Below are 23,636 nucleotides of genomic sequence, written 5' to 3'. Positions count from 1 at the left end.
GTTAGTCATGGTTAGATTAGAGAAGAACGATCCGTTAATGTTGGCGCGCCAGCTACCATTAAAAACAGTTGCCCTGATACTCGCGGGCGGGCGTGGTACCCGTCTGAAAGATTTGACCATCAAGCGCGCTAAACCGGCCGTTCACTTTGGTGGTAAGTTCCGTATTATCGATTTTGCACTGTCAAACTGCCTGAACTCAGGCATTCGCCGTATTGGCGTCATTACCCAATATCAGTCGCACACGCTGGTGCAGCACATTCAGCGCGGCTGGTCATTCTTCAGCGAAGAGATGAACGAGTTTGTCGATCTGCTCCCGGCGCAGCAGCGCGTTCACGGGGAGAACTGGTACCGCGGCACGGCGGATGCCGTGACCCAAAACCTCGACATCATTCGCCGCTACAACGCGGAATACATCGTTATCCTCGCCGGGGACCACATCTACAAGCAAGATTACTCCCACATGCTGATCGACCACGTCGAAAAAGGGGCGCGCTGCACCGTGGCGTGCCTGCCGGTGCCTGTTGCGGAAGCAACCGCGTTTGGCGTGATGCATGTAGATGGCGACGACAAGATTATCGACTTTGTCGAAAAACCGGCGAACCCGCCAACCATGCCGGGAGACGACACCAAATCGCTCGCCAGCATGGGGATCTATGTCTTTGACGCCGATTATCTTTATGAACTGCTGGAAGAGGACGACAAAGACGAGAACTCCAGTCACGACTTCGGCAAAGACATTATCCCGAAAATTACCAAAGCTGGCATGGCGTATGCACACCCCTTCCCGCTGTCCTGCGTGCAGTCCGATCCGAATGCGGAACCTTACTGGCGCGATGTGGGAACGCTGGAAGCGTACTGGAAAGCCAACCTCGATCTTGCGTCCGTCACGCCTGAGCTGGATATGTACGACCAGAACTGGCCGATTCGCACCCATATGGAATCGCTGCCGCCGGCGAAGTTCGTCCAGGACCGCTCCGGCAGCCACGGTATGACGCTCAACTCGCTGGTCTCTGGCGGGTGCATTATCTCCGGTTCGGTGGTGGTGCAGTCCGTGCTGTTCCCGCGCGTGCGTATAAACTCATTCTGTAATATCGATTCGGCAGTCCTGCTGCCGGATGTCTGGGTAGGGCGCTCATGTCGTCTGCGTCGCTGCGTTATCGACCGTGCCTGCGTCATTCCCGAAGGGATGGTGATTGGGGAAAACGCGGAAGAAGATGCGCGTCGTTTCTACCGTTCGGAAGAGGGGATCGTGTTAGTAACACGGGAAATGTTGCGGAAGCTGCAAATCAAACAGGAGCGATGATGCAGGTTTTACACGTATGTTCTGAGATGTTCCCGTTGTTAAAAACGGGCGGACTGGCGGATGTTCTTGGTGCACTACCGGCGGCGCAAATTGCCGGAGGGGTGGATACCCGCGTGTTGTTGCCCGCTTTTCCGGATATCCGGCGTGGTATTCCCGATGCAAAGGTTGTTACCCGTCGCGAGACCTTCGCGGGACGTATCACCCTGCTGTTTGGACATTACAATGGCACAGGGATTTACCTGATTGATGCCCCGCATTTATACGATCGACCCGGCAGCCCGTATCACGATACCAACCTGTACGCCTATACCGATAACGTGCTGCGCTTTGCCCTGCTCGGCTGGGTGGGGGCGGAGATGGCCGTCGGGCTGGATCCGTTCTGGCGTCCGAACGTGGTGCACGCGCACGACTGGCACGCGGGGCTGGCTCCTGCGTATCTGGCGGCGAAGGGGCACCCGGCCAAATCGGTGTTTACGGTGCACAACCTGGCGTATCAGGGCATGTATTACGCGCATCATATGAATGACATCGATCTGCCATGGTCGTTCTTTAACATGCACGGGCTGGAGTTTAACGGACAGATTTCTTTCCTGAAGGCGGGTCTGTACTACGCCGACCATATCACGGCGGTCAGCCCAACCTACGCGCGTGAAATTACCCAGCCGGAGTTCGGTTACGGTATGGAAGGGCTGCTGCAACAGCGCCACCGTGAAGGTCGTCTGTCGGGCATTCTGAACGGCGTAGATGAACAGATCTGGAATCCGGAAACGGACCTCCTGCTGGCGGCGCGCTATGGACGCGACTCCGTGGAGGACAAAGCGGAGAACAAGCGCCAGCTACAGATTGCGATGGGGCTGAAGGTCAACGACAAGGTACCGCTGTTTGCGGTGGTCAGCCGCCTGACCAGCCAGAAAGGGCTGGATCTGGTGCTGGAAGCGCTGCCGGGATTACTGGAGCAGGGTGGGCAACTGGCGCTGCTCGGCGCGGGCGACCCGGTATTGCAGGAAGGTTTCCTTGCGGCCGCGGCGGAACATCCGGGGCAGGTGGGCGTGCAGATTGGCTATCACGAAGCGTTCTCGCACCGCATCATGGGCGGCGCGGACGTGATTCTGGTGCCGAGCCGTTTCGAGCCCTGCGGCCTGACGCAGCTCTATGGTCTGAAATACGGCACGTTGCCGCTGGTACGCCGCACGGGCGGGCTGGCGGATACGGTGTCTGACAGCTCCCTGGAAAACCTGGCGGATGGTATCGCCAGCGGGTTTGTTTTCGAGGACAGTAATGCCTGGTCGCTGCTTCGGGCGATCCGGCGTGCTTTCGTCTTGTGGTCCCGTCCATCCCTGTGGCGTTACGTACAACGTCAGGCGATGTCCATGGACTTTGGCTGGCACGTTGCGGCGCAGTCCTACCGCGACCTTTATCAACGCTTGATGTAACGAGGCGAAGTTACTGATATGAATGCTCCATTTAGCTACTCTTCCCCCACGCTCAGCGTTGAGGCGTTGAAACACTCCATCGCCTATAAGCTGATGTTTACCATTGGGAAAGATCCCGTTATTGCCAACAAACATGAGTGGCTGAACGCCACGCTGTTTGCGGTGCGCGACCGTATGGTCGAACGCTGGCTGCGCTCCAACCGCGCCCAGCTTTCGCAGGAGACGCGACAGGTGTATTACCTGTCGATGGAGTTTCTGATTGGTCGCACCCTCTCCAATGCGCTGTTATCGCTCGGGATTTATGACGACGTCAAAAACGCACTGGAAGAGATGGGGCTGGATTTAGAAGAGCTGATTGACGAAGAGAACGACCCGGGGCTGGGTAACGGTGGTCTCGGGCGTCTTGCCGCCTGCTTCCTCGATTCACTGGCGACGCTGGCGCTGCCCGGGCGCGGCTACGGTATTCGCTACGACTATGGCATGTTCAAGCAGAACATCGTGGATGGCCGTCAGAAAGAGTCCCCGGACTACTGGCTGGAGTACGGTAACCCGTGGGAGTTCAAGCGCCACAACACGCGCTACAAGGTGCGTTTTGGCGGGCGTATTCAGCAGGAAGGTAAAAAATCCCGCTGGGTGGAAACCGAGGAGATCCTGGCCGTGGCCTACGACCAGATCATCCCCGGCTACGACACCGATGCGACCAATACGCTGCGCCTGTGGAACGCGCAGGCCAGTAGCGAGATCAACCTGGGTAAATTCAACCAGGGCGACTACTTCGCGGCGGTGGAAGATAAAAACCACTCTGAGAACGTGTCCCGCGTCCTGTATCCGGATGACTCGACCTACTCAGGCCGCGAGCTGCGCCTGCGTCAGGAGTATTTCCTCGTCTCGGCAACGATTCAGGATATCCTTAGCCGTCACTATCAGCTGCACAAAACCTATGCGAATCTGGCGGAAAAAACCGCTATTCACCTCAACGATACCCATCCGGTGCTGTCGATCCCTGAGCTGATGCGCCTGCTGATTGACGAGCATAAGTTCAGCTGGGATGACGCGTTTGAAGTAACCTGCCAGGTGTTCTCGTACACCAACCATACGCTGATGAGTGAAGCGCTGGAGACGTGGCCGGTGGATATGCTCGGCAAAATTCTGCCGCGCCATCTGCAAATCATCTTCGAGATCAACGACTACTTCCTCAAGACCTTGCAGGAGCAGTACCCGAACGATACCGGTCTGCTGAGCCGCGCCTCGATCATTGATGAATCCAACGGGCGTCGCGTACGCATGGCCTGGCTGGCGGTGGTGATCAGCCACAAGGTCAACGGCGTATCAGAGCTGCATTCGAACCTGATGGTGCAGTCGCTGTTTGCGGACTTCGCGAAGATCTTCCCGACGCGTTTCTGCAACGTGACCAACGGCGTCACCCCGCGCCGCTGGCTGGCGCTGGCGAACCAGCCGCTCTCCGACGTTCTGGATGAGAACATTGGCCGCACCTGGCGCACCGATTTGAGCCAGCTGAGCGAGCTTGAGCAGCACATCGATTTCCCGACGGTGAACAAAGCGGTACGGGAAGCCAAGCTGCTGAACAAGAAGCGTCTGGCGGTCTGGCTGGCGATGCATCTGAACGTGGTGGCGAACCCGAAAGCGCTGTTCGACGTGCAGATCAAACGTATCCACGAGTACAAGCGTCAGCTGATGAATGTCCTGCACGTCATTACCCACTACAACCGCATTAAGGCTGACCCGACGGCGGAGTGGGTGCCGCGTGTGAAAATCTTTGCCGGTAAGGCGGCCTCCGCGTATTACATGGCGAAGCACATCATTCATCTCATCAACGATGTGGCGAAGGTGGTGAACCACGATCCGGACATTGGCGATAAGCTGAAGGTAGTGTTTATCCCGAACTACAGCGTAAGCCTGGCGCAGCTGATTATTCCGGCGGCGGATCTCTCTGAGCAGATTTCCACGGCGGGGACGGAAGCATCCGGCACCAGCAACATGAAGTTTGCCCTGAACGGCGCGCTGACTATCGGCACGCTGGACGGCGCAAATGTCGAAATGCTGGAGCATGTGGGCGCGGAGAATATCTTTATCTTCGGGAATACGGCGGAAGAGGTGGAGGCGCTGCGCAAGCAGGGCTACTCGCCGCGTGAGTATTATGAAGAGGATGAAGAGTTACGCCAGGTGCTGACGCAAATCGCAACCGGAGTGTTTAACCCTGAGGAGCCTGGGCGCTATCGTGACCTGGTGGACTCGCTGATTAACTTTGGCGATCACTATCAGGTGCTGGCGGATTACCGCAGCTACGTGGATTGTCAGGATAAGGTGGACGAACTGTACCGTCAGCAGGAGAAGTGGACCAGCACCGCGATGCATAACATCGCCAACATGGGCTACTTCTCGTCAGACAGGACCATCAAAGAGTATGCCGAGAATATCTGGCATATTGATCCGGTGCGGTTGTAAAAACAAAGCCCGGTGGCGCTGCGCTTACCGGGCCTACGGGATCGAGTAGGCCGGGTAAGGCGGAGCCGACACCCGGCTTTTTTTCAATTACGACGCCAGCGACAATTCACGCTTTCCCGCATGTTGCGCCAGCCACTGCGCCACGCGAGACTGCTGCTCGGCATTCAGCCACATCCCTTCTTTAGTACGACGCCAGATGGCATCGTCCAGACGGCGCACCCACTCGTGTTCCACCAGGTAGCGCAGCTCGGCTTCGTATAGCTCATGGCCAAAATGCTCGCCCAGATCGGCAATCTCTTTCGCGTCGCCGAGGAACAGTTCGGTGTTGCTGCCGTAGGTGCGGGCGTAGTGGCGCGCCATGCCTTCGGTAATGAACGGGAAGCGGCGACGCAGCTTCGCGGCGTAATCGTCGCGGTTATCGCCGATATCGCCGCCAGGCAGCACGGCGCCTTTCGTCCACGCCGGGCCGATGCCTTTGTAATACGGCGCCAGTTTCTCCAGCGCGTGCTCCGCCAGTTTACGGTAGGTGGTGAGCTTACCGCCAAACACGGAGAGCAGAGGCGCCTGACCGTCAACGTCGTGAATATCAAGCGTATAGTCACGGGTGATGGCCTGCGGTGAGTCAGACTCGTCATCACACAGCGGACGCACGCCGGAGTAGGTCCAGACCACGTCATCGCGCGCCAGCTGTTTCTTAAAGTGCGCGTTGTACACTTTCAACAGGTAGCTGACTTCACTCTCGTCGATCTCAACGTTTTTCGGATCGCCTTTGTACTCCACGTCGGTGGTGCCGATGATGGAGAACTCGTCCATCCACGGGATCACAAACACAATGCGCTTGTCTTCATTTTGCAGGATATAAGCCTGTTTCTGGGTATGCACGCGCGGCACCACGATGTGGCTGCCCTTAATCAGGCGGATGCCGTACGGTGAAGGCAGGTGCATGCCGTCGTCGAAGAACTGTTTCACCCACGGGCCGGTGGCATTCACCAGGCCGCGCGCTTTCCAGCTAAACTTCTCGCCGGTATCCACGTCTTCCGCTTCCACAATCCACAGGCCGTTTTCGCGGCGTGCGGCGGTGGCGCGGGTGCGGGTTTTCACCTCGCCGCCTTTCTTCTCGACCATCTGCGCGTTAGCCAGTACCAGACGCGCATCGTCCACCCAGCAGTCGGAATATTCGAAACCGCGCACGATTTCAGGCTTAAGGACCGATTCTGAGCCAAAACGCAAACCGGTTGAACCCGGCAGGCTGGTGCGTTTACCCAGATGATCGTACATAAACAGACCGATGCGGATCATCCACGCCGGACGCAGATGCGGGCGATGGGGCAGGCGGAAGCGCATCGGGATCGCCAGATGCGGGGCCATTTTCAGCAGCACTTCGCGTTCGGCCAGCGCTTCGCTGACCAGGCGGAATTCGTAGTGTTCCAGGTAGCGCAGGCCACCGTGGATCAGCTTGGAGCTGGCGGACGACGTCGCGCAGGCGAGATCGTTAGCTTCCAGCATCAGCACGGATAAACCGCGTCCTGCGGCATCAACCGCAATACCGGCACCGTTGATGCCACCGCCTATCACAATCAGATCTTTGGTTTCCATAACACCCTCATGCACTTTCGTTAAAGCTCAAAAATGTTCGATATCGCTCATAATAGCAAAGGAACGCGCTTTTGGTAACATCAAAAAAACAATTTAGAGTGATATGGATAACATAATGGCGTTTACCCGCCGCCAGGACGTACACTACGGGGTAAAATCGTGCGGTCTGATGCCCTCACCCCAGCCCTCTCCCTCCGGGAGAGGGTAGGGTGAGGGGAAAACCGCACCACACCTGAATATAAGATGAGAACACCATGGATCAGTTTGAATGTATTAACGTAGAAGAAGCCCACCAGAAGATGCACCAGGGAAAAGCGGTGCTGGTGGATATCCGCGATCCGCAGAGCTTTGCGATGGGCCACACGCCGGGCGCGTTCCATCTCACCAACGACACGCTGGGCGCGTTTATGCGCGATAACGACTTCGATACCCCGGTGATGGTGATGTGCTATCACGGCAACAGCAGTAAAGGCGCGGCGCAGTATCTGCTCCAGCAGGGTTACGAGGCGGTATACAGCGTCGATGGCGGCTTCGATGCCTGGCATCGTCATTTCCCGGCAGAAGTTGAATACGCGTTTGAGCGCTGATCCCGCTATACTGTCCCCTTTTGTGTGGAAATAAGCGACCGCTGCCCATGTTGATGATCACCTCTTTTAGCAACCCGCGCGTCGCCCAGGCGTTTGTCGACTATATGGCGACGCAGGGCATTATCCTGACTATTCAGCAGCATACACAGACGGATGTCTGGCTGGCAGACGAAAGCCAGGCTGGGCGCGTGAACGCCGAGCTGGCGCGTTTCCTGGAAAACCCGGGCGACCCGCGTTATCTGGCGGCAAGCTGGCAATCCGGCCAGACCGGCAGTGGCCTGCACTATCAACGTTTTCCGTTTCTCGCCACCCTCCGCGAGCGCGCAGGACCGTTTACGCTGCTTTTAATGGTAGCCTGCATCATCGTCTTCATTATTATGAGCGTGGTGGGTGACCAGAGCGTGATGATTGCCCTCGCATGGCCGTACGATCCCTCCCTGCAATTTGACGTCTGGCGCTACTTCACGCATGCGCTGATGCACTTCTCGGTGATGCATATCCTTTTTAACCTGCTGTGGTGGTGGTATCTCGGCGGGGCGGTGGAGAAGCGGCTCGGCAGCGGCAAGCTGATTGTGATCACCCTTATCAGCGCCCTGTTAAGCGGCTACGTGCAGCATAAATTCAGCGGTCCATGGTTTGGCGGGTTATCCGGCGTGGTGTACGCCCTGATGGGTTACGCCTGGCTCAGAGGCGAGCGCGACCCGGAAAGCGGCATCTATTTACAACGTGGATTAATAACCTTTGCGTTAATATGGCTTATTGCCGGATGGTTTGATCTGTTTGGTATGTCTATCGCCAATGGTGCGCACGTTACCGGCCTGGCGGTCGGGCTGGCGATGGCGTTGGCCGATACGCTCCATGCGCGAAAGCGAACATAATTCCCAGGGATATTTCATGAAACAAACACAACGTCATGACGCCATTATCGAACTGGTAAAAAAACAGGGATACGTCAGTACTGAAGAGCTGGTGGAGCAGTTTGCCGTTAGCCCGCAAACCATCCGTCGTGACCTCAACGACCTGGCCGATCAGAACCGTATTCTGCGTCACCACGGCGGTGCCGCGCTGCCGTCCAGCTCGGTGAACACCTCATGGCATGACCGTAAGGCGACGCAAACGGCAGAGAAAGAGCGTATCGCCCGTAAAGTGGCGAGCCAGATCCCGAACGGCGCGACGCTGTTTATTGATATCGGCACCACGCCGGAAGCGGTCGCCCATGCGCTGCTGAACCACGAGAACCTCCGCGTGGTGACCAACAACCTGAACGTGGCCAACACGTTGATGCAGAAAGACGATTTCCGCATCATCCTCGCGGGCGGCGAACTGCGCAGCCGCGACGGGGGCATTATCGGCGAAGCGACGCTCGATTTTATCTCTCAGTTTCGCCTCGATTTCGGCATTCTGGGGATCAGCGGCATCGACACCGACGGCTCGCTGCTGGAGTTTGATTACCACGAGGTGCGCACCAAGCGCGCGATCATTGAAAACTCACGTCACGTGATGCTGGTGGTGGATCACTCCAAGTTTGGTCGTAACGCGATGGTGAACATGGGCAGCATCAGCATGGTGGATGCGGTTTATACTGATGTGATGCCACCGGCGGGCGTGATGCAGGTGATTAAAGATAATAATTTGCAGTTAGAGTTATGTTGAGAAGCCATTCTCCCTCTCCCTGTGGGAGAGGGCCGGGGTGAGGGCATCAGACCGCAAAGGATTTACACTCCGTACCCCATCATCTTCAACAGCTGCTGCGCATGCTGCACCGCATCCTGACGGTGCGCCACGCCCAGCTTCTGATACAGATTGCGAATGTGCGTTTTGATGGTGGTCGCCGCCACCGCCAGCTCACCGGCAATCTGCTCGTTGCTGTAGCCGGAATAGATCAGCCCCAGCACCTGCCATTCACGCTGGGTGAGCGGGCTGGTACGGATAAGCTCCGGCACTTCCGGATGGTTCAGCAGACGTTCAACAAAGTTCTCATCGAAGTGCGCAAACTTGTGGCGATGATGCTGGTTAATCTCGCGCAGAATGCGCTGGGCGCGATGCTGATCGAGTTCCGGCAGCGTGTTGAGTTGAATCAGCTGGCGCAGCTGCTGGGCCATCACTTCACCCTCAATTACAAAGTGGCTGATAAACCCGGTGCGGTTCGCCAGCTGCAACGCTTCCAGCAGTACGCGCTGGGCATCGTTTTTACGTCCTGCCTGCCAGTAAAGCTGGTTTAACAGCAGCAGGTTGCGGTTTAAATCGCTCATCAGGCGCAGGCTGCGGGCGTTTTCGTTTAACTCTTCCAGCACGATCTCGGCAGGCTCAAAGTCACCCAGCAGGATCTGCACGCGGGCAATATTGCGCCACTGGCTTTGCAGGAAGTGGTTATTGGCAAATTCCGGTTTAGGCGTGTGACGCAGCCAGTTGGCGGCGGACTTTTTATCGCCGGTCATCTGCCAGTAAATCACCCTGACCTTATCGGCGTTGGAGACCCAGTCGCTATGGTACTGTCCGTTGCCGAGCAGATTTTCCAGGCGGTTAAGGTGGTTACGGGCATTATCCAGGTCGCCGCGTGCCAGCGAGCACTGCACCAGCAGAGCCAGACACTGGAGCTGCTGCTGCGGCTGGAAGCTCGAAAGGACATTCAGACCCTGGCGGGCGCAGCTTTCTGCTTCATCCAGACGCGACCATGCCCACAGCAGCTGAGCGCGAATACGCAACAGGAACTCGTGCATCGGCAGCTGTTCCAGATGTTGTTCACGGATCAGCTGGAACGCTTTCTCCTGGTTTTCCCAGGCTGCTTGCAGAAACCCCTGAGCAAATAAAATCTCGCTTTGCTGGATCAGGCTCCACAGGGCGTAATGCCAGACATCGTGGCGGCGCGCCATCTGTTCGGTTTGCTGCATGAGTGAAAGCGAACGCGTGAGATCGCCCTTACAGTGCAGCACTTCGCCGTGTACCGAGGTGGCCACAATACGGCTGTAAAAATTCGCCAGCGGCAGCTCATCCAGCGCGACCATCGCCAGCCGTTCAGCTTCATCCGGGTCCCCGTCGTTAATCGCCACCTGTGCGCGCAGGGCGTTAAATTCGCCGTGCAGGGTGGTATCCATCTCGCTTTCCATCTCCTGCTCGGCGCGCGCCAGCAGGGTGTTCACTTCGCTGTAGCGATGCTGGCTCTGCATCAGCCAGGCCTGGAGCAGCACCAGACGCGGATTCTCCAGCAGGCTTTCCCACGGCAGCGCTTTTAACGACTCTTCCAGCAGCGTCAGTTCGCTGTGGTTGAACAGTCCCCACGCGTGGTTGAGCAGAATATCGCGCAGCATACCGGCATCCCCGGCGGCCAGCGCATGGTGGATAGCCTCGCTCGGGAAACCTTGCGCCATCCAGCTTTCGGCGGCGGCGCGGTGAATGTCAGGCAGCTCTGCGGCCAGCTCCCACTGGCAACGCTGGCGCAGGAAGCTGCCAAACAGCGGATGGTAGCTAAACCATTCGCCGTGATCGTCCATGCGCGTCAGGAACAGACCCTGACGTTCAATCTCTTCGAGCTGGAGCTGCCCGTTTTCAATACCGGTGACGCGCACAATCAGCGCGTCGTTCATGGAGCGCAGCAGGGAGCTTTTCAGCAGGAAATGGCGGGTGGAGAGGTCAACGCTGTCGAGTACCTCATCCACCAGATAATCCGACAGGTGGCTGGCGTTGATGCCCGCCAGGCGGCGTGCGGACTGATGCGTCGGGCTGTTGTTTTGCCGCGCGGAGAGGGCAATCAGCTGCAGCGCCGTGGCCCAGCCGGCAACGTCATCGCACAGGCGGCTGCTTTCAGACGCCTCAATCGGAGACGTCAGACGGCAGTCAAAGAACTGCTTCGCTTCCTGATGGGTAAAGGCCAGCTGCTGACTGCCGATTTCCAGAAGCTGATCGCGCACCCGCAGGTTGGCAATGCCCAACTGCGGAAGGTTACGCGACAGGACAACCAGCGTCAGGTTTTCCGGCTGATGGCGCAGGAAGAAACGCATGGACTCGTGAATAACCGGGTTGGTGATCAGATGATAATCATCAATCACCACATACAGCGGGCGATGCCATTCGGCCAGCTCGATAAACAGCTGGGAGAAAAGAGAGGACAGGCTGGCGTACTGGCGCTTTTGCACCATCACCTCGCTGGTGACGCAGTGTCCGTTGGTCGCCTGCTGAATCGCGGCAATTAAATAGCTGGCAAAACGCTCCTGCTGGTTATCACCCTCATCCAGGGAGTACCAGCCAAGATCGCTTTTACCTGCCGCCCATTGCGAAATGAGCGTTGTTTTTCCATAACCCGCAGGACTCGTAACCAGCGCCAGTCGGAAATTATGCGCACCGGAAAGTTTAGCCAGCAGGCGCTCGCGGACCACAGTATGGTCAAGACGAACCGGGCGACTTAATTTGGACGGAATCAACATAGTTTTCACTTCACTGTGGGGAACGAGAGAATTTATTTTTTTTGCGCTTCGTAATTAATATCTATAAGTTCGGCCAATAGAGGAACTATTGCAAGTTATGTCTGGGTTTGGAGGCTCTGAATTTGCACTCTGTCACAAAACATTCTCATCACTGATGGAACTTTCCGTAAATGGCTGGATGCCGCGCTGCTTCTGGCTTGTCTGCATGACGCTCGGTTGCGCTGAAACTGGTTTCAGAAAGAGATAATGGCGGTGAAGTTAATTAACTTTGGGGAAAGTTGCATGGGCTTAATAGTGGTGCTGAATAATCCCGACGCGCGGAAATATTATTCTACGTAAGTAATCATTTCAGCGATGATTAATTTCTTCCGAAACTGCATTTCATTTCTTTGACGTTCTTCCGGGATCGCTTTTTCCGCGAAGCGCACACTTACACAGTGGCCTCGATCACACTTTTATGCTCATCCCCGCTACTCCTCCCTGCCTAATCCCCGACAGGAGGAGGAAGAGGCGCAATGAGCCAGGCACACTAGCGCCAAATGTGTTTTCTCTCTACAGGATGCCGATTCCCTATGTCACAGCCTACTTTCAACAAAGCTCAATTTCAGGCTGCCCTGACGCGTCAGTGGCAGCGTTTTGGCCTTCATGCTGCAAACGAGATGACGCCTCACCAGTGGTGGCAGGCGGTGAGCGGGGCGCTCGCAGAACAGCTGGACGCTCAGCCTGTGGCGAAGCCTGTGAAAGGCCAGCGTCACGTCAACTACATTTCGATGGAGTTCCTGATTGGCCGTCTGACGGGTAACAATCTGCTGAACCTTGGCTGGTATCAGGAGGTCGGTGACGTGCTGAAAGAACACGACATCAACCTGACCGATCTGCTGGAAGAAGAGGTTGACCCGGCGCTGGGTAACGGCGGTCTGGGACGTCTGGCAGCCTGCTTCCTGGATTCCATGGCTACGGTGGGCCAGTCGGCGATTGGCTATGGCCTGAACTATCAGTACGGCCTGTTCCGTCAGTCATTTGCCGACGGCCATCAGATGGAAGCGCCGGACGACTGGCACCGCAATACCTATCCGTGGTTCCGCCACAACGCGCAGCTGGATGTGCAGGTCGGGATTGGCGGGAAAGTCACGAAGCAGGGACTCTGGGAACCGGCGTTCACCATTACCGGTGAAGCCTGGGACCTGCCGGTACTCGGCTACCGTAACGGCGTGGCGCAGCCGCTGCGTCTGTGGCAGGCGAAGCACGCGCATCCGTTTAACCTGACCAAATTCAACGACGGTGACTTCCTGCGCGCCGAGCAGCAGGGGATCGACGCCGAGAAGCTGACCAAAGTCCTCTATCCAAACGATAATCATCTGGCGGGTAAAAAGCTGCGTCTGATGCAGCAGTACTTCCAGTGCGCCTGCTCCGTGGCGGACATTCTGCGTCGACACCACCTGGCGGGCCGCAAGCTGGCTCAACTGCCGGACTTCGAAGTTATTCAGCTTAACGACACGCATCCGACCATTGCCATCCCGGAACTGCTGCGCGTGCTGATCGACGAGCATCAGCTGAGCTGGGACGACGCCTGGGCCATCACCAGCCGCACCTTCGCCTACACCAACCACACCCTGATGCCGGAAGCGCTGGAGTGCTGGGATGAGAAGCTGGTGAAAACGCTGCTGCCGCGCCATATGCAGATCATCAATAAGATTAACGACCAGTTCAAAACGCTGGTGGAGAAAACCTGGCCGGGTGACAAAGCCGTCTGGGCGAAGCTGGCGGTGGTTCACGATAAGCAGGTACGCATGGCGAACATGTGCGTAGTAAGCGGCTTTGCGGTGAACGGCGTGGCGGCGCTGCACTCGGATCTGGTGGTCAAAGATCTGTTCCCGGAATACCACCAGCTGTGGCCGACCAAATTCCACAACGTGACCAACGGCATTACGCCGCGTCGCTGGATCAAGCAGTGCAACCCGCTGCTGGCTGGCCTGCTGGACAAGACCCTGAAGAAAGAGTGGGCCAACGATCTGGACCAGCTCATCAACCTGGAAAAATACGCTGACGACGCGAAATTCCGCGAACAGTACCGCGCGATTAAGCTGGAGAACAAAGTTCGCCTGGCGGCGTTCGTGAAAGCGCGCACCGGGATTGAGATCAACCCAAATGCGATTTTCGATATCCAGATCAAACGTCTGCACGAGTACAAACGTCAGCACCTGAACCTGCTGCACATTCTGGCGCTGTATAAAGAGATCCGCGAGAATCCACAGGCCGACCGCGTTCCGCGCGTGTTCCTGTTCGGTGCGAAAGCGGCGCCGGGCTACTACCTGGCGAAAAACATTATCCTCGCCATTAATAAAGTGGCGGCGGCGATCAACAACGATCCGAAAGTGGGCGATAAGCTGAAGGTGGTTTTCCTGCCGGACTACTGCGTTTCTGCGGCTGAAATGCTGATCCCGGCGGCGGATATTTCCGAGCAGATCTCTACCGCCGGTAAAGAAGCGTCCGGTACCGGCAACATGAAGCTGGCCCTGAACGGTGCGCTGACCGTCGGCACGCTGGACGGTGCGAACGTCGAAATTGCCGAGAAGGTCGGCGAAGAGAACATCTTTATCTTCGGCCATACTGTTGAAGAAGTGAAAGCCATCAAAGCCAAAGGGTACGACCCGGTGAAATGGCGTAAAAAAGACAAAGTGCTGGATGCGGTGCTCAAAGAGCTGGAAAGCGGGAAGTACAGCGACGGCGACAAGCACGCGTTTGACCAGATGCTGCACAGCATGGACAAACAGGGCGGCGACCCGTACCTGGTGATGGCTGACTTCTCGGCTTATGTTGAAGCGCAGAAGCAGGTCGACGTGCTGTATCGCGACCAGGATGCCTGGACCCGCGCGTGTATCCTGAACACCGCGCGCTGCGGTATGTTCAGCTCTGACCGCTCAATCCGTGATTATCAGGCTCGTATCTGGCAGGCAAAACGCTAAGGAAGCGCGATGGAGAGTAAACGTCTGGACAGTGCCGCGCAGGCGGCGGGAATTAGCCTCAGTTACATCAATGCGCACGGCAAACCGCAGTCTATTGGTGCGGACACCAAAAGACGTTTGCTGGATGCCATGCACAAAACCGACGCGAAAGCGTCGGGTGCGCCGGTGCCGAACGTGAAGGTCTTTACCGCGGGCAAAAAGATGCCGCTGGCGGTGGAAGGGCGTGGCGAGTTCAGCTGGCTGCTCACCACCGAAGAGGGGCATCAGCACAAAGGCCATGCCACCGGCGGCAAAACCCTTAACCTTCCGGCGAAGCTGCCGGAGGGCTACCACACGCTTACGCTTACCCGGGACGACCAGCGTTTTCACTGTCGGGTGATCGTGGCGCCAAAGCGTTGCTATGAGCCGCAGGCGCTGCTTGAAGGCAAAAAGCTGTGGGGCGCCTGCGTGCAGCTCTATACCCTGCGTTCGGACAGTAACTGGGGCATTGGCGATTTTGGCGACCTGAAAAAGATGCTGGCATCCGTGGGCGAGCGCGGCGGCGCGTTCATCGGCCTCAACCCGATCCACGCCCTCTATCCGGCCAACCCGGAAAGCGCCAGCCCGTACAGCCCGTCGTCCCGCCGCTGGCTGAACGTGATTTATATCGACGTTAACGCGTTAGACGATTTCAAAAACAGCAAAGAGGCGCAGGCGTGGTGGAAGCTTGAGACCACCCAACAGATGCTGAAACAGGCCCGCGATGCGGACTGGGTCGATTATGCCTCCGTGACCGCGCTGAAAATGGCGGCTCTGCGTCTGGCATGGAAGGGCTTTGCGAAGCGTGACGACGAGCAGATGGCAGCCTTCCGCCAGTTTGTGATGCAGGAAGGCGAGAGCCTTTACTGGCAGGCGGCGTTTGATGCGTTGCATGCGTATCAGGTCCAGGAGGATGAGATGCGCTGGGGCTGGCCGGTGTGGCCGGAAGCCTATCAGTCCGTAGATACCCCGGAAGTGAAGGCGTTCTGTGAGACGCATGCCGACGAGGTGGATTTCTATCTCTGGTTGCAGTGGCTGGCGTACAGCCAGTTTGCCGCCTGCTGGCAGGTGAGCCAGGGCTATAACATGCCGATCGGTCTGTATCGCGATCTGGCCGTCGGCGTGGCGGAAGGTGGGGCGGAGACCTGGTGTGACCGTGAACTTTACTGTCTGAAAGCCTCCGTCGGTGCGCCGCCGGATATTCTGGGCCCGCTTGGTCAGAACTGGGGCTTACCGCCAATGGATCCGCACGTGATGGCGGCGCGTGCCTACGAGCCGTTTATCGACCTGCTGCGCGCTAACATGCAGAACTGCGGCGCGTTGCGTATCGACCACGTGATGTCCGTGCTGCGCCTGTGGTGGATCCCGTACGGTGAAACGGCTGACCACGGGGCGTACGTGCAATATCCGGTGGACGATTTGCTCTCAATCCTCGCGCTGGAGAGTAAACGTCATCAGTGCATGGTGATTGGCGAAGATCTCGGAACCGTGCCGGTGGAAATTGTCAGTAAGCTCCGCGACAGCGGCGTCTACTCCTACAAAGTGCTGTATTTTGAAAACGACCATGAGAAAACCTTCCGCGCGCCGAAAGCGTACCCTGAACAGTCAATGGCAGTCGCGACGACGCATGATCTTCCTACGCTCAGAGGCTACTGGGAAAGCGGCGACCTGACGCTCGGCAAAACGTTAGGTCTCTACCCGAATGAAGAGGTTCTGCGCGGGCTATATCAGGATCGCGAGCTGGCGAAGCAGGGGCTGCTGGACGCGCTGCATAAACATGGTTGTCTGCCGAAGCGCGCCGGGCATAAGGCGTCGCTGATGTCGATGACGCCAACGCTTAATCGTGGCTTACAGCGCTATATTGCCGACAGCAACAGCGCATTGCTCGGTCTGCAACCGGAAGACTGGATTGATATGGCGGAGCCGGTAAACATCCCCGGCACCAGCTATCAATACAAAAACTGGCGACGCAAACTGTCCACAACGCTTGAAGCGATGTTCGCCGATGACGGGGTGAACAGGTTGATTAAGGATTTGGACAAGCGCAGAAGAGCGGTGGGTAATAAGCGGTAGTTTCACCCTCACCCTAACCCTCTCCCAGAGGGAGAGGGAATAGAATGTAGGCCGGGTAAGCGTCAGCGCTACCCGGCTTTTTACATCAAACCACCATATTCAACAGCAGCACCCCGACCAGACCGCACACCGAAATAATGGTTTCCAGCGCGGACCAGGACTTGATGGTTTCACCGATGGTCAGGTTGAAGTACTCCTTGAACAGCCAGAAGCCCGGATCGTTCACGTGGGAGAAAATCACGCTGCCCGAACCGACCGCGATAACCATCAGTTCAGGGCTGACGCCCGTCGTGGCAATCAGCGGTGCCACGATGCCGCCTGCGGTAATCGCCGCAACGGTCGCAGAGCCCAGCGCAATACGCAGAACGGCGGCGATAGACCACGCCATCAGCAGCGGAGAGACGTTGGTTTCGTGCATCATGGCAGCGATGTATTTATCCACGCCGCTGTCGACCAGCACCTGCTTGAACGCGCCGCCGCCGCCGATGATCAGCAGCATCATGGCGATGATTTTGATGGAAGAGGTCAGCGTATCGTTGATCTGATCCATGGAGCGACCGCGGTTAAGACCGAAGGTAAACATCGCAATCAATACCGCAATCAGCGTTGCCATTACCGGGTCGCCCAGGAACTCCGCAACGGACAGGAACGCGTGACCTTTTGGCAGAACCATCTCTGCTATGGCACGCATCGCCATCAGGATCACCGGTACCAGTGAGGTCCAGACGCTGACGCCAAAGCCTGGCATCTCTTCTTCAGTAAAGGTTTTGGCGCTGTACAGCCCTTCCGGGATAGGCTTATCGATGCCTTTCAGGAAGCGCGCATACACCGGGCCTGCCAGAATCACCGTCGGGATCGCCAGAATCGTACCGAACAGCAGGGTTTTACCCATATCGGCGTGGAAGATGGTGGCGATAGCCGTTGGACCCGGGTGCGGCGGCAGGAAACCGTGGGTGACGGACAGCGCCGCAGCCATCGGCACGCCCACGAACAGCAGCGGGATGTTGGCGGCAGCGGCGATGGTGAACACCAGCGGCAGCATCAGGACGAAGCCCACTTCATAGAACAGTGCGAAACCGACGGTAAAACCGGTTAACACCACCGCCCACTGGATGTGCTGCTTGCCAAATTTATCGATAAGGGTAGTGGCAATACGCTGCGCGCCACCGCAGTCCGCGAGCATTTTACCGAGCATGGCGCCGAAGCCCATGATTAGCGCCAGGCTGCCGAGCGTACCGCCGACACCGGCTTTAATGGAGCTGATAACTTTAACCAGCGGCATTCCCTGCATCAGACCGACTGCAAGTGCCACCAGAACCAGAGCGATAAATCCGTTCATTTTGAAGCGGATCATCAAGAGCAGTAATAACACAACACCGATAGCGACGATGACTAATGGCATGATTGACCTGGCCTTTGAATTGTTATGGGTAACGTCATTGTTTCAACGACAAATTCCGGTTGTCCCAACTGGGAACAGAGTGTTAACGGCACTCATACTGATGCCTGCGAAAACGTTAAGTTTAGTCGGCTGTTATAAGGGTGTTGAGTGCCCACGAGAATGATACGGGTAACATGACGTGATTGAGAATCACCCAGGGAGGCAAAATTTGAATTATGAGACGCAGGTCAACATATAGAGGGGGAGGCAAGAAAATATAGGCCCGGTAAGCGCAGCGCCACCGGGCAATACAGACGGGCACTGAATCAGTAGTAGGAGTGCTCGCCGCGCTGGTGCTCAGTCAGATCGCGCACGCCTTTCAGTTCCGGGAATTCGTTCAACAGCTGCTTCTCGATCCCTTCTTTCAGGGTGACATCGACCATGGAGCAGCCGTTACAGCCGCCGCCGAATTGCAGGATCGCCAGACCATCTTCGGTGATTTCCATCAGGGAAACACGTCCCCCGTGGCCGGCCAGCTGCGGGTTGATCTGCGATTGCAGCAGATATTCCACACGCTCCATCAGCGGGGCATCGTCAGAGACTTTACGCATTTTCGCGTTCGGCGCCTTCAGCGTCAGCTGAGAACCCAGCTGGTCGGTGACGAAATCAATCTCCGCATCTTCAAGATACGGCGCGCTCAGCTCATCAACGTACGCGGTGAGCTGTTCAAATTTAAGGGCAGTGTCAGTTGCTTCCACGGCATCCGGAGGACAATAAGAGACACCACATTCTGCATTCGGAGTGCCTGGATTGATCACAAACACGCGGATCTGCGTCCCTTCTTCCTGATTTGCCAGCAGTTTGGCAAAGTGCGCTTGTGCAGAATCGGAAATACGGATCATAGCTTTGGCCTAATAGTTGACTAAATTACCTGGGTATAATCATACGCCCATTGAAGAAGGGCTACAAGGTACGGCACAGACACCATACCTGAACTGACGCGGCGCCGCTTTGCAAAAGCAGTCGGGAAAGTTCAGCCACGGTACTGCCCGTGGTGACGACATCATCCACAATCGCGATATGGAGGCCGTTGACCGGCAATTCAAGGCGAAAGGCGTTTTTCAGGTTCCTTTTGCGCGACCGGGCGTTGAGCCGGTGCTGAACGGCAGTGGCATGAGTACGTTTCAGCGCAGAGGCTGGGTACCGGCAACCCAGCCAGTGGGCGAGCGGACGACACAGCAGGTCGCTTTGATTGTATCCCCGCCGCCAGTGGCGGCGCTGAAACAGTGGCACGTTCACAAGCGTGTCGACCGGCGGCAGTCCTCGCGTTCTTCGCGCCTGCAATACCGCCAGTAATAACAGGCGTGCCAGCGGCTGCGCCAGCGCGATCTGGCTGGAAAATTTGAACTGATGAACCAGACGACTCAGCGGCAATACATAATCATCCACCGCCACCAGCGCGCTCCACGGCGGCGCTTTTTTCAGGCATCGGCCGCAGGGAAGCGTCTGGCTGACGGCAGGCAAGCCGCATTGCGGACAGCCCTTCAGGTAACCCAGCGCTCGCGTGCAAACGGAACAGACGCCCCACGCGCTCAAGGCAAGTGGCATTCGGCATAGCCAGCACAAGCCGGGCACTGTTAGCATACGCAACCTCCATGTGAAAAAAGAGAACGTTAACTGATGAAGACGCTGTGGTGGCAGACCGTTGGGACGGGAAATTGTCATCTTGTGCTGCTGCACGGATGGGGACTGAACGCCGAAGTGTGGCGTTGCATAAGTGAGGAACTGGCCTCGCAATTCACGGTACACCTGGTAGATCTACCGGGCTATGGCCGCAGCCGCGGCTACGGCGCGATGACGCTCGACGACATGGCGGAGCAGGTTCTGGAAGCGGCGCCGCAAAAAGCCGTCTGGCTCGGCTGGAGCCTGGGCGGGCTGGTGGTAAGCCAGATTGCGCTGCGCCATCCTGAGCGGGTCCAGGCGCTGATCACCGTTGCCTCATCACCCTGTTTCAGCGCCCGCGAGGCGTGGCCGGGCATTAAACCCGAGGTGCTGGCCGGGTTCCAGCATCAGCTGAGCGAAGACTTCCAGCGGACGGTGGAGCGTTTTCTGGCGCTACAAACCATGGGAACAGAAACCGCCCGTCAGGACGCACGGACGTTGAAGCAGACGGTGCTTTCTCTGCCGATGCCGGAGGTTGAGGTGCTGAACGGTGGACTGGAGATCCTGAAAACGGCCGATCTGCGCGAGCCGCTGGCGTCGTTAACGGTGCCGCATCTGCGTATTTATGGCTATCTGGATGGACTGGTTCCGCGCAAGGTGGTTCCGCTGCTGGATGCGCTGTGGCCGGAGAGTAAATCAATGGTGGTTGCCAAAGCGGCACATGCGCCGTTCATCTCTCATCCTGCTGAGTTTTGTTCGGCGCTGTCCGGTTTTATCAGCGAAGCGTCCACCACTCCCTGAGACAGGCTTTGCCTTCAGGACAACTCTTACAACTGCCGGACAGACAACCGTCCGGCTCTTCCTGAATGCGCACGGCTTTCCCCATCGCCTCCAGCCTTTCCAGCATGGCATCGATCATCGGCTGCGGCGTATGCAGGCTGAGGCTGAGCTGCTTCGCCTCCATTCGTCCCTGTAACGCCAGTAAGTCACGAACCTGAATCAACGATGCCATCTTTTTCCCCTCAGTGACAGTCGCCTGCTGGGCTGTTACAGCAGGTCGTTGGGGTTTTGCGCGTTGCCAGCAGGTTAACGTCAACGCGGCTACGCGCCCGGCGCAGCAGGCCAATCACCATTACGTTAAACAGGATCACCGCGAGGATACAGACCAGGCTGTAGCGCGGATGCTGGCTGTAATTGACGGCCTGATAAAACACGGTCGCCAGCGAGTAGGCAATGTTCAGCCCCCACAGAATGGAGAAGCCCATCCAGCCGCGGCTGGACTCACGGGCAATGGCGCCCATGACCGAGATGCATGGAATATAGAGCAGGACGAAGATCAGGTAGCTGTAGGCCGCCGACGCGCTGCCAAATTTCTGGCCCATCACGCCCATTGCTCCGGTCGCCATTTCGCCGTCGCCTTTGCTGGCTTCAATCGGGTTCGCCAGTACGCTCAGGCTGAAGGTGTCTTTGAGGCTCTGCCAGGTCTCTTCCACCGCGCCAAGCAGTTCATCGCCGAGGTTGAACGCTGCCGGATTAAACTCCTCTTCCTGGATGTTTTCCGCGGTGTAAAGCGTGTTCAGGGTGCCGACAACTACCTCTTTTGCCATCGCGCCGGTGAACAGGCCCACGGTTGCCTGCCAGTTGTCTTCCTGAACGCCAATCGGTTTGAAGACCGGCGTAATGATCCGGCTGACGGAGGCCAGGGCAGAGTCATTAATGTTGTCCGCGGCCTGGCCGCTCAGGGTGAAGCTGTTCAGGGCGCTCAGGAAAATGCTGACCACCACAATCACCTTACCGGCGCGCAGAACGAAGCCCTTCAGGCGCTGCCATGTCTGAATAATCAGGCTTTTCAGATGCGGAACGTGATAAACCGGCAGTTCCATCACGAACGGCGACGCTTCGCCACGCATGATGGTGTGCTTCAGCATCAGGCCGGTGAGAATAGCCATCACGATACCCAGCACATACAGGGAGAAGACGGCCAGCGCCCCTTCCTGACCAAAGAACGCCGCGGCAAAGACCGCGAAGATCGCCAGACGCGCGCCGCAGGACATGAACGGCGCCATCATGATGGTCATCAGGCGTTCGCGCGGGGCATCCAGCGTACGCGCGCCCATCACGGACGGCACGTTACAGCCGAAGCCGACAATCAGCGGCACGAACGATTTGCCCGGCAGCCCCAGCGCCTGCATCAGGCGGTCCATTACGAAGGCCGCGCGCGCCATGTAGCCGGAATCCTCAAGGAAGGAGAGGAACAGGTACATCATGCCGATCTGCGGTACTAGTGGCAGGACGGTATTAATCCCGCCGCCGATCCCCTGCGCAAGGAAGATGGTCAACCATTCCGGGAAGTGGAGGGTGTAGCCCAGCCACTGAATACCGTGTACGAAGATAGCGACAGAGCCGCCATCAAAGATAGGTTGTAATGCACCGCCGATGTTAATGGCGAGCAGGAACATCACGTACATCACCAGTAAAAAGATCGGCAAACCAAGGAAGCGGTTGAGCACAATCTTATCCACGGCGGCGGTGAAGCGGCTGGGTTCAGCGGTTAATGCATTGCTGACCACGTCACAGATAGCGGCGATGGCCTGATAGCGCGCATCCGCAATATGCAGAGCGGGATCGTCCAGCTCGTCGCTCAGGCGAGCCTGCGCGACGCCCAGCTTATCCGCCGCATCGCCTGCGTAGGCGCAGCTGTAGATATCGCCTTCCAGCATTTGCAGGCCAAGCCACAGACGTTGTCTGGCGGGCATGCTGTTGTCCATCTCCTGCGCCAGTTGCCCGGCTTCGCGCAGCAGGGGTTGGGCGTAGTGCACCAGTTCGACGTCGGCATTGCCCGTGTGGCGGTCAATCGCCAGCTTCAGGGCGTCAATGCCGCGTGCGCGGGTAGAAACCAGCGGAACCACCGGGCAGCCCAGGCGTGCGGAGAGGGCATCGACGTCGATGCGCAGCTTTTGCTTCTCGGCGATGTCGAGCATGTTAAGCGCCACGATGCAGGGAATACCCAGCTCCAGCAGCTGTAACGTGAGATACAGATTTCGTTCGAGATTGGAGGCATCCACCACATTGATGAGCAGATCCGCGTCGCCGCTCAGAATATAGTGGCAGGCAATTTGCTCATCGAGTGAGGTCTGGGATGAAATCGTGGTGAGTGAATAGGTCCCGGGTAAATCAACCAGCGTGACCTGATTATCTGTCGTGGTGAACTGGCCCTCTTTGCGTTCAACCGTTACGCCTGCCCAATTTCCCACACGCTGGCGTGCGCCGGTTAACTGATTAAATAAGGTTGTCTTGCCGGAATTAGGATTGCCAATTAAGCCAATAGTTAATTTTTTCATTGTAATAGACTCACTGAAACCGCTGGCTTGTTAACGGGATAAAGATTCAACTTCAATTAATGCGAGGTCTTTTTTACGCAGAACCAGATTAACGCGTCGGGTTTCGATATGAACAGGATCGCCCAACGGCGCAACGCGCACCACCTGGAACGATGAGCCGGGTAGCATGCCCAGGGACAGCAGCTTCTGCCGATAGGCCGGGCTTATCTCACGGGTAAAACCGATAATTTTCCACGCACTGTCTGGAGTGAATTGCATAGCGCCTGATTCCACGAGAGGTTAAATAATCTACACTGCGATGATAATGAGAATAGTTTTTATCAGCAATAATAAAAATGTGACGGGATGTTGTTAATCGTATTAATTTGCGGTCTGCTTGACCTTGCTCA

General features: G+C 57.2%; 17 protein-coding genes. 9 read left to right on the top strand and 8 right to left on the bottom strand.

All coding sequences use genetic code 11. From position 1 onward, the window contains the following. Positions 1-7: 7 nt before the first annotated feature. The 3 genes from glgC to glgP are packed head-to-tail and all read left to right on the top strand — an operon-like array spanning position 8 to position 5,202. Positions 8-1,303, top strand: coding sequence for a glucose-1-phosphate adenylyltransferase (glgC, locus tag SK53_RS19225; RefSeq protein WP_003861582.1), 1,296 nt, complete (start codon positions 8-10; stop codon positions 1,301-1,303). Continuing rightward, positions 1,303-2,736 carry a glycogen synthase GlgA gene (glgA, locus tag SK53_RS19220; RefSeq protein WP_003861584.1) on the top strand — a complete coding sequence of 478 codons (1,434 nt, stop codon included), beginning with the start codon at positions 1,303-1,305 and terminating at the stop codon, positions 2,734-2,736. The genes glgC and glgA overlap by 1 nt, the downstream gene beginning before the upstream one ends. A gap of 18 nt (positions 2,737-2,754) precedes the next feature. Further along, entirely contained in the window at positions 2,755-5,202 is a 2,448-nt protein-coding gene (gene glgP / locus SK53_RS19215) for a glycogen phosphorylase (RefSeq protein WP_023314966.1), read from the top strand. An 87-nt stretch (positions 5,203-5,289) separates the two neighbouring features. Here glgP and glpD read toward each other — a convergent pair whose 3' ends face one another. Next, positions 5,290-6,798, bottom strand: coding sequence for a glycerol-3-phosphate dehydrogenase (gene glpD / locus SK53_RS19210; RefSeq protein ID WP_023314965.1), 1,509 nt, complete (start codon positions 6,796-6,798; stop codon positions 5,290-5,292). Positions 6,799-7,052: 254 nt separating this feature from the next. Between glpD and glpE the strand changes: the two genes are divergently transcribed. The 3 genes from glpE to SK53_RS19190 are packed head-to-tail and all read left to right on the top strand — an operon-like array spanning position 7,053 to position 9,038. After that, complete coding sequence (gene glpE / locus SK53_RS19200; RefSeq protein ID WP_003861590.1) at positions 7,053-7,385, top strand: thiosulfate sulfurtransferase GlpE; 333 nt, start codon at positions 7,053-7,055, stop codon at positions 7,383-7,385. A 47-nt stretch (positions 7,386-7,432) separates the two neighbouring features. Next, positions 7,433-8,263 (top strand): rhomboid family intramembrane serine protease GlpG, encoded by an 831-nt coding sequence (gene glpG / locus SK53_RS19195; RefSeq protein WP_045896753.1) that lies wholly within the window; start codon positions 7,433-7,435, stop codon positions 8,261-8,263. A 16-nt stretch (positions 8,264-8,279) separates the two neighbouring features. Continuing rightward, complete coding sequence (locus SK53_RS19190; RefSeq protein WP_003861593.1) at positions 8,280-9,038, top strand: DeoR/GlpR family transcriptional regulator; 759 nt, start codon at positions 8,280-8,282, stop codon at positions 9,036-9,038. Positions 9,039-9,100: 62 nt separating this feature from the next. Here the strand turns inward: SK53_RS19190 and malT are convergent, their stop codons facing one another. Then, positions 9,101-11,806 (bottom strand): HTH-type transcriptional regulator MalT, encoded by a 2,706-nt coding sequence (gene malT, locus SK53_RS19185; RefSeq protein WP_003861595.1) that lies wholly within the window; start codon positions 11,804-11,806, stop codon positions 9,101-9,103. A gap of 572 nt (positions 11,807-12,378) precedes the next feature. Between malT and malP the strand changes: the two genes are divergently transcribed. Next, positions 12,379-14,772, top strand: a complete 2,394-nt coding sequence (malP, locus tag SK53_RS19180) for a maltodextrin phosphorylase (RefSeq protein ID WP_045330047.1) — start codon at positions 12,379-12,381, stop codon at positions 14,770-14,772. 9 nt (positions 14,773-14,781) lie between these two features. Continuing rightward, positions 14,782-16,863, top strand: coding sequence for a 4-alpha-glucanotransferase (gene malQ, locus SK53_RS19175; RefSeq protein ID WP_045343566.1), 2,082 nt, complete (start codon positions 14,782-14,784; stop codon positions 16,861-16,863). A gap of 85 nt (positions 16,864-16,948) precedes the next feature. On the opposite strand, the gene gntT is transcribed toward malQ, so the two are convergent. The 3 genes from gntT to gntX all read right to left on the bottom strand — a co-directional run bounded on the left by gntT (position 16,949) and on the right by gntX (position 19,888). Beyond that, the gene (gntT, locus tag SK53_RS19170; protein WP_003861600.1) at positions 16,949-18,265 is read right to left on the bottom strand and encodes a gluconate transporter; all 1,317 of its coding nucleotides are present in this window, start codon (positions 18,263-18,265) and stop codon (positions 16,949-16,951) included. Positions 18,266-18,570: 305 nt separating this feature from the next. Beyond that, entirely contained in the window at positions 18,571-19,146 is a 576-nt protein-coding gene (gene nfuA / locus SK53_RS19165; protein WP_003861601.1) for a Fe-S biogenesis protein NfuA, read from the bottom strand. A gap of 61 nt (positions 19,147-19,207) precedes the next feature. Continuing rightward, the gene (gene gntX, locus SK53_RS19160; RefSeq protein WP_032608055.1) at positions 19,208-19,888 is read right to left on the bottom strand and encodes a DNA utilization protein GntX; all 681 of its coding nucleotides are present in this window, start codon (positions 19,886-19,888) and stop codon (positions 19,208-19,210) included. Between the two features lie 36 nt (positions 19,889-19,924). Between gntX and bioH the strand changes: the two genes are divergently transcribed. Then, complete coding sequence (gene bioH, locus SK53_RS19155; RefSeq protein WP_045894719.1) at positions 19,925-20,707, top strand: pimeloyl-ACP methyl ester esterase BioH; 783 nt, start codon at positions 19,925-19,927, stop codon at positions 20,705-20,707. Here the strand turns inward: bioH and feoC are convergent. From feoC to feoA, 3 genes are read right to left on the bottom strand one after another with little or no spacing between them, the layout of a single operon-like run. Further along, positions 20,682-20,918 carry a [Fe-S]-dependent transcriptional repressor FeoC gene (gene feoC / locus SK53_RS19150; RefSeq protein WP_017384148.1) on the bottom strand — a complete coding sequence of 79 codons (237 nt, stop codon included), beginning with the start codon at positions 20,916-20,918 and terminating at the stop codon, positions 20,682-20,684. The genes bioH and feoC overlap by 26 nt on opposite strands. Before the next feature lie 10 nt (positions 20,919-20,928). Further along, entirely contained in the window at positions 20,929-23,247 is a 2,319-nt protein-coding gene (gene feoB, locus SK53_RS19145; protein ID WP_048209892.1) for a Fe(2+) transporter permease subunit FeoB, read from the bottom strand. A 30-nt stretch (positions 23,248-23,277) separates the two neighbouring features. After that, positions 23,278-23,505 (bottom strand): ferrous iron transporter A, encoded by a 228-nt coding sequence (gene feoA, locus SK53_RS19140; protein WP_003861611.1) that lies wholly within the window; start codon positions 23,503-23,505, stop codon positions 23,278-23,280. Positions 23,506-23,636: the final 131 nt, after the last annotated feature.

This window comes from Enterobacter sp. MGH119 (assembly GCF_001037675.1).
Lineage (GTDB): Bacteria > Pseudomonadota > Gammaproteobacteria > Enterobacterales > Enterobacteriaceae > Enterobacter > Enterobacter hormaechei_C.
Note: the sequence above shows the minus strand (reverse complement) of the source record. Positions and strands in the feature narration are given on the sequence as shown.

Excerpts from the sequence above, each read along its gene's own strand:
- glgC (WP_003861582.1), top strand. The coding sequence starts at position 8 with ATGGTTAGATTAGAGAAGAACGATCCGTTAATGTTGGCGCGCCAGCTA.
- glgA (WP_003861584.1), top strand. The coding sequence starts at position 1,303 with ATGCAGGTTTTACACGTATGTTCTGAGATGTTCCCGTTGTTAAAAACG.
- glgP (WP_023314966.1), top strand. The coding sequence starts at position 2,755 with ATGAATGCTCCATTTAGCTACTCTTCCCCCACGCTCAGCGTTGAGGCG.
- glpD (WP_023314965.1), bottom strand. The coding sequence starts at position 6,798 with ATGGAAACCAAAGATCTGATTGTGATAGGCGGTGGCATCAACGGTGCC.
- glpE (WP_003861590.1), top strand. The coding sequence starts at position 7,053 with ATGGATCAGTTTGAATGTATTAACGTAGAAGAAGCCCACCAGAAGATG.
- glpG (WP_045896753.1), top strand. The coding sequence starts at position 7,433 with ATGTTGATGATCACCTCTTTTAGCAACCCGCGCGTCGCCCAGGCGTTT.
- SK53_RS19190 (WP_003861593.1), top strand. The coding sequence starts at position 8,280 with ATGAAACAAACACAACGTCATGACGCCATTATCGAACTGGTAAAAAAA.
- malT (WP_003861595.1), bottom strand. The coding sequence starts at position 11,806 with ATGTTGATTCCGTCCAAATTAAGTCGCCCGGTTCGTCTTGACCATACT.
- malP (WP_045330047.1), top strand. The coding sequence starts at position 12,379 with ATGTCACAGCCTACTTTCAACAAAGCTCAATTTCAGGCTGCCCTGACG.
- malQ (WP_045343566.1), top strand. The coding sequence starts at position 14,782 with ATGGAGAGTAAACGTCTGGACAGTGCCGCGCAGGCGGCGGGAATTAGC.
- gntT (WP_003861600.1), bottom strand. The coding sequence starts at position 18,265 with ATGCCATTAGTCATCGTCGCTATCGGTGTTGTGTTATTACTGCTCTTG.
- nfuA (WP_003861601.1), bottom strand. The coding sequence starts at position 19,146 with ATGATCCGTATTTCCGATTCTGCACAAGCGCACTTTGCCAAACTGCTG.
- gntX (WP_032608055.1), bottom strand. The coding sequence starts at position 19,888 with ATGCTAACAGTGCCCGGCTTGTGCTGGCTATGCCGAATGCCACTTGCC.
- bioH (WP_045894719.1), top strand. The coding sequence starts at position 19,925 with ATGAAGACGCTGTGGTGGCAGACCGTTGGGACGGGAAATTGTCATCTT.
- feoC (WP_017384148.1), bottom strand. The coding sequence starts at position 20,918 with ATGGCATCGTTGATTCAGGTTCGTGACTTACTGGCGTTACAGGGACGA.
- feoB (WP_048209892.1), bottom strand. The coding sequence starts at position 23,247 with ATGAAAAAATTAACTATTGGCTTAATTGGCAATCCTAATTCCGGCAAG.
- feoA (WP_003861611.1), bottom strand. The coding sequence starts at position 23,505 with ATGCAATTCACTCCAGACAGTGCGTGGAAAATTATCGGTTTTACCCGT.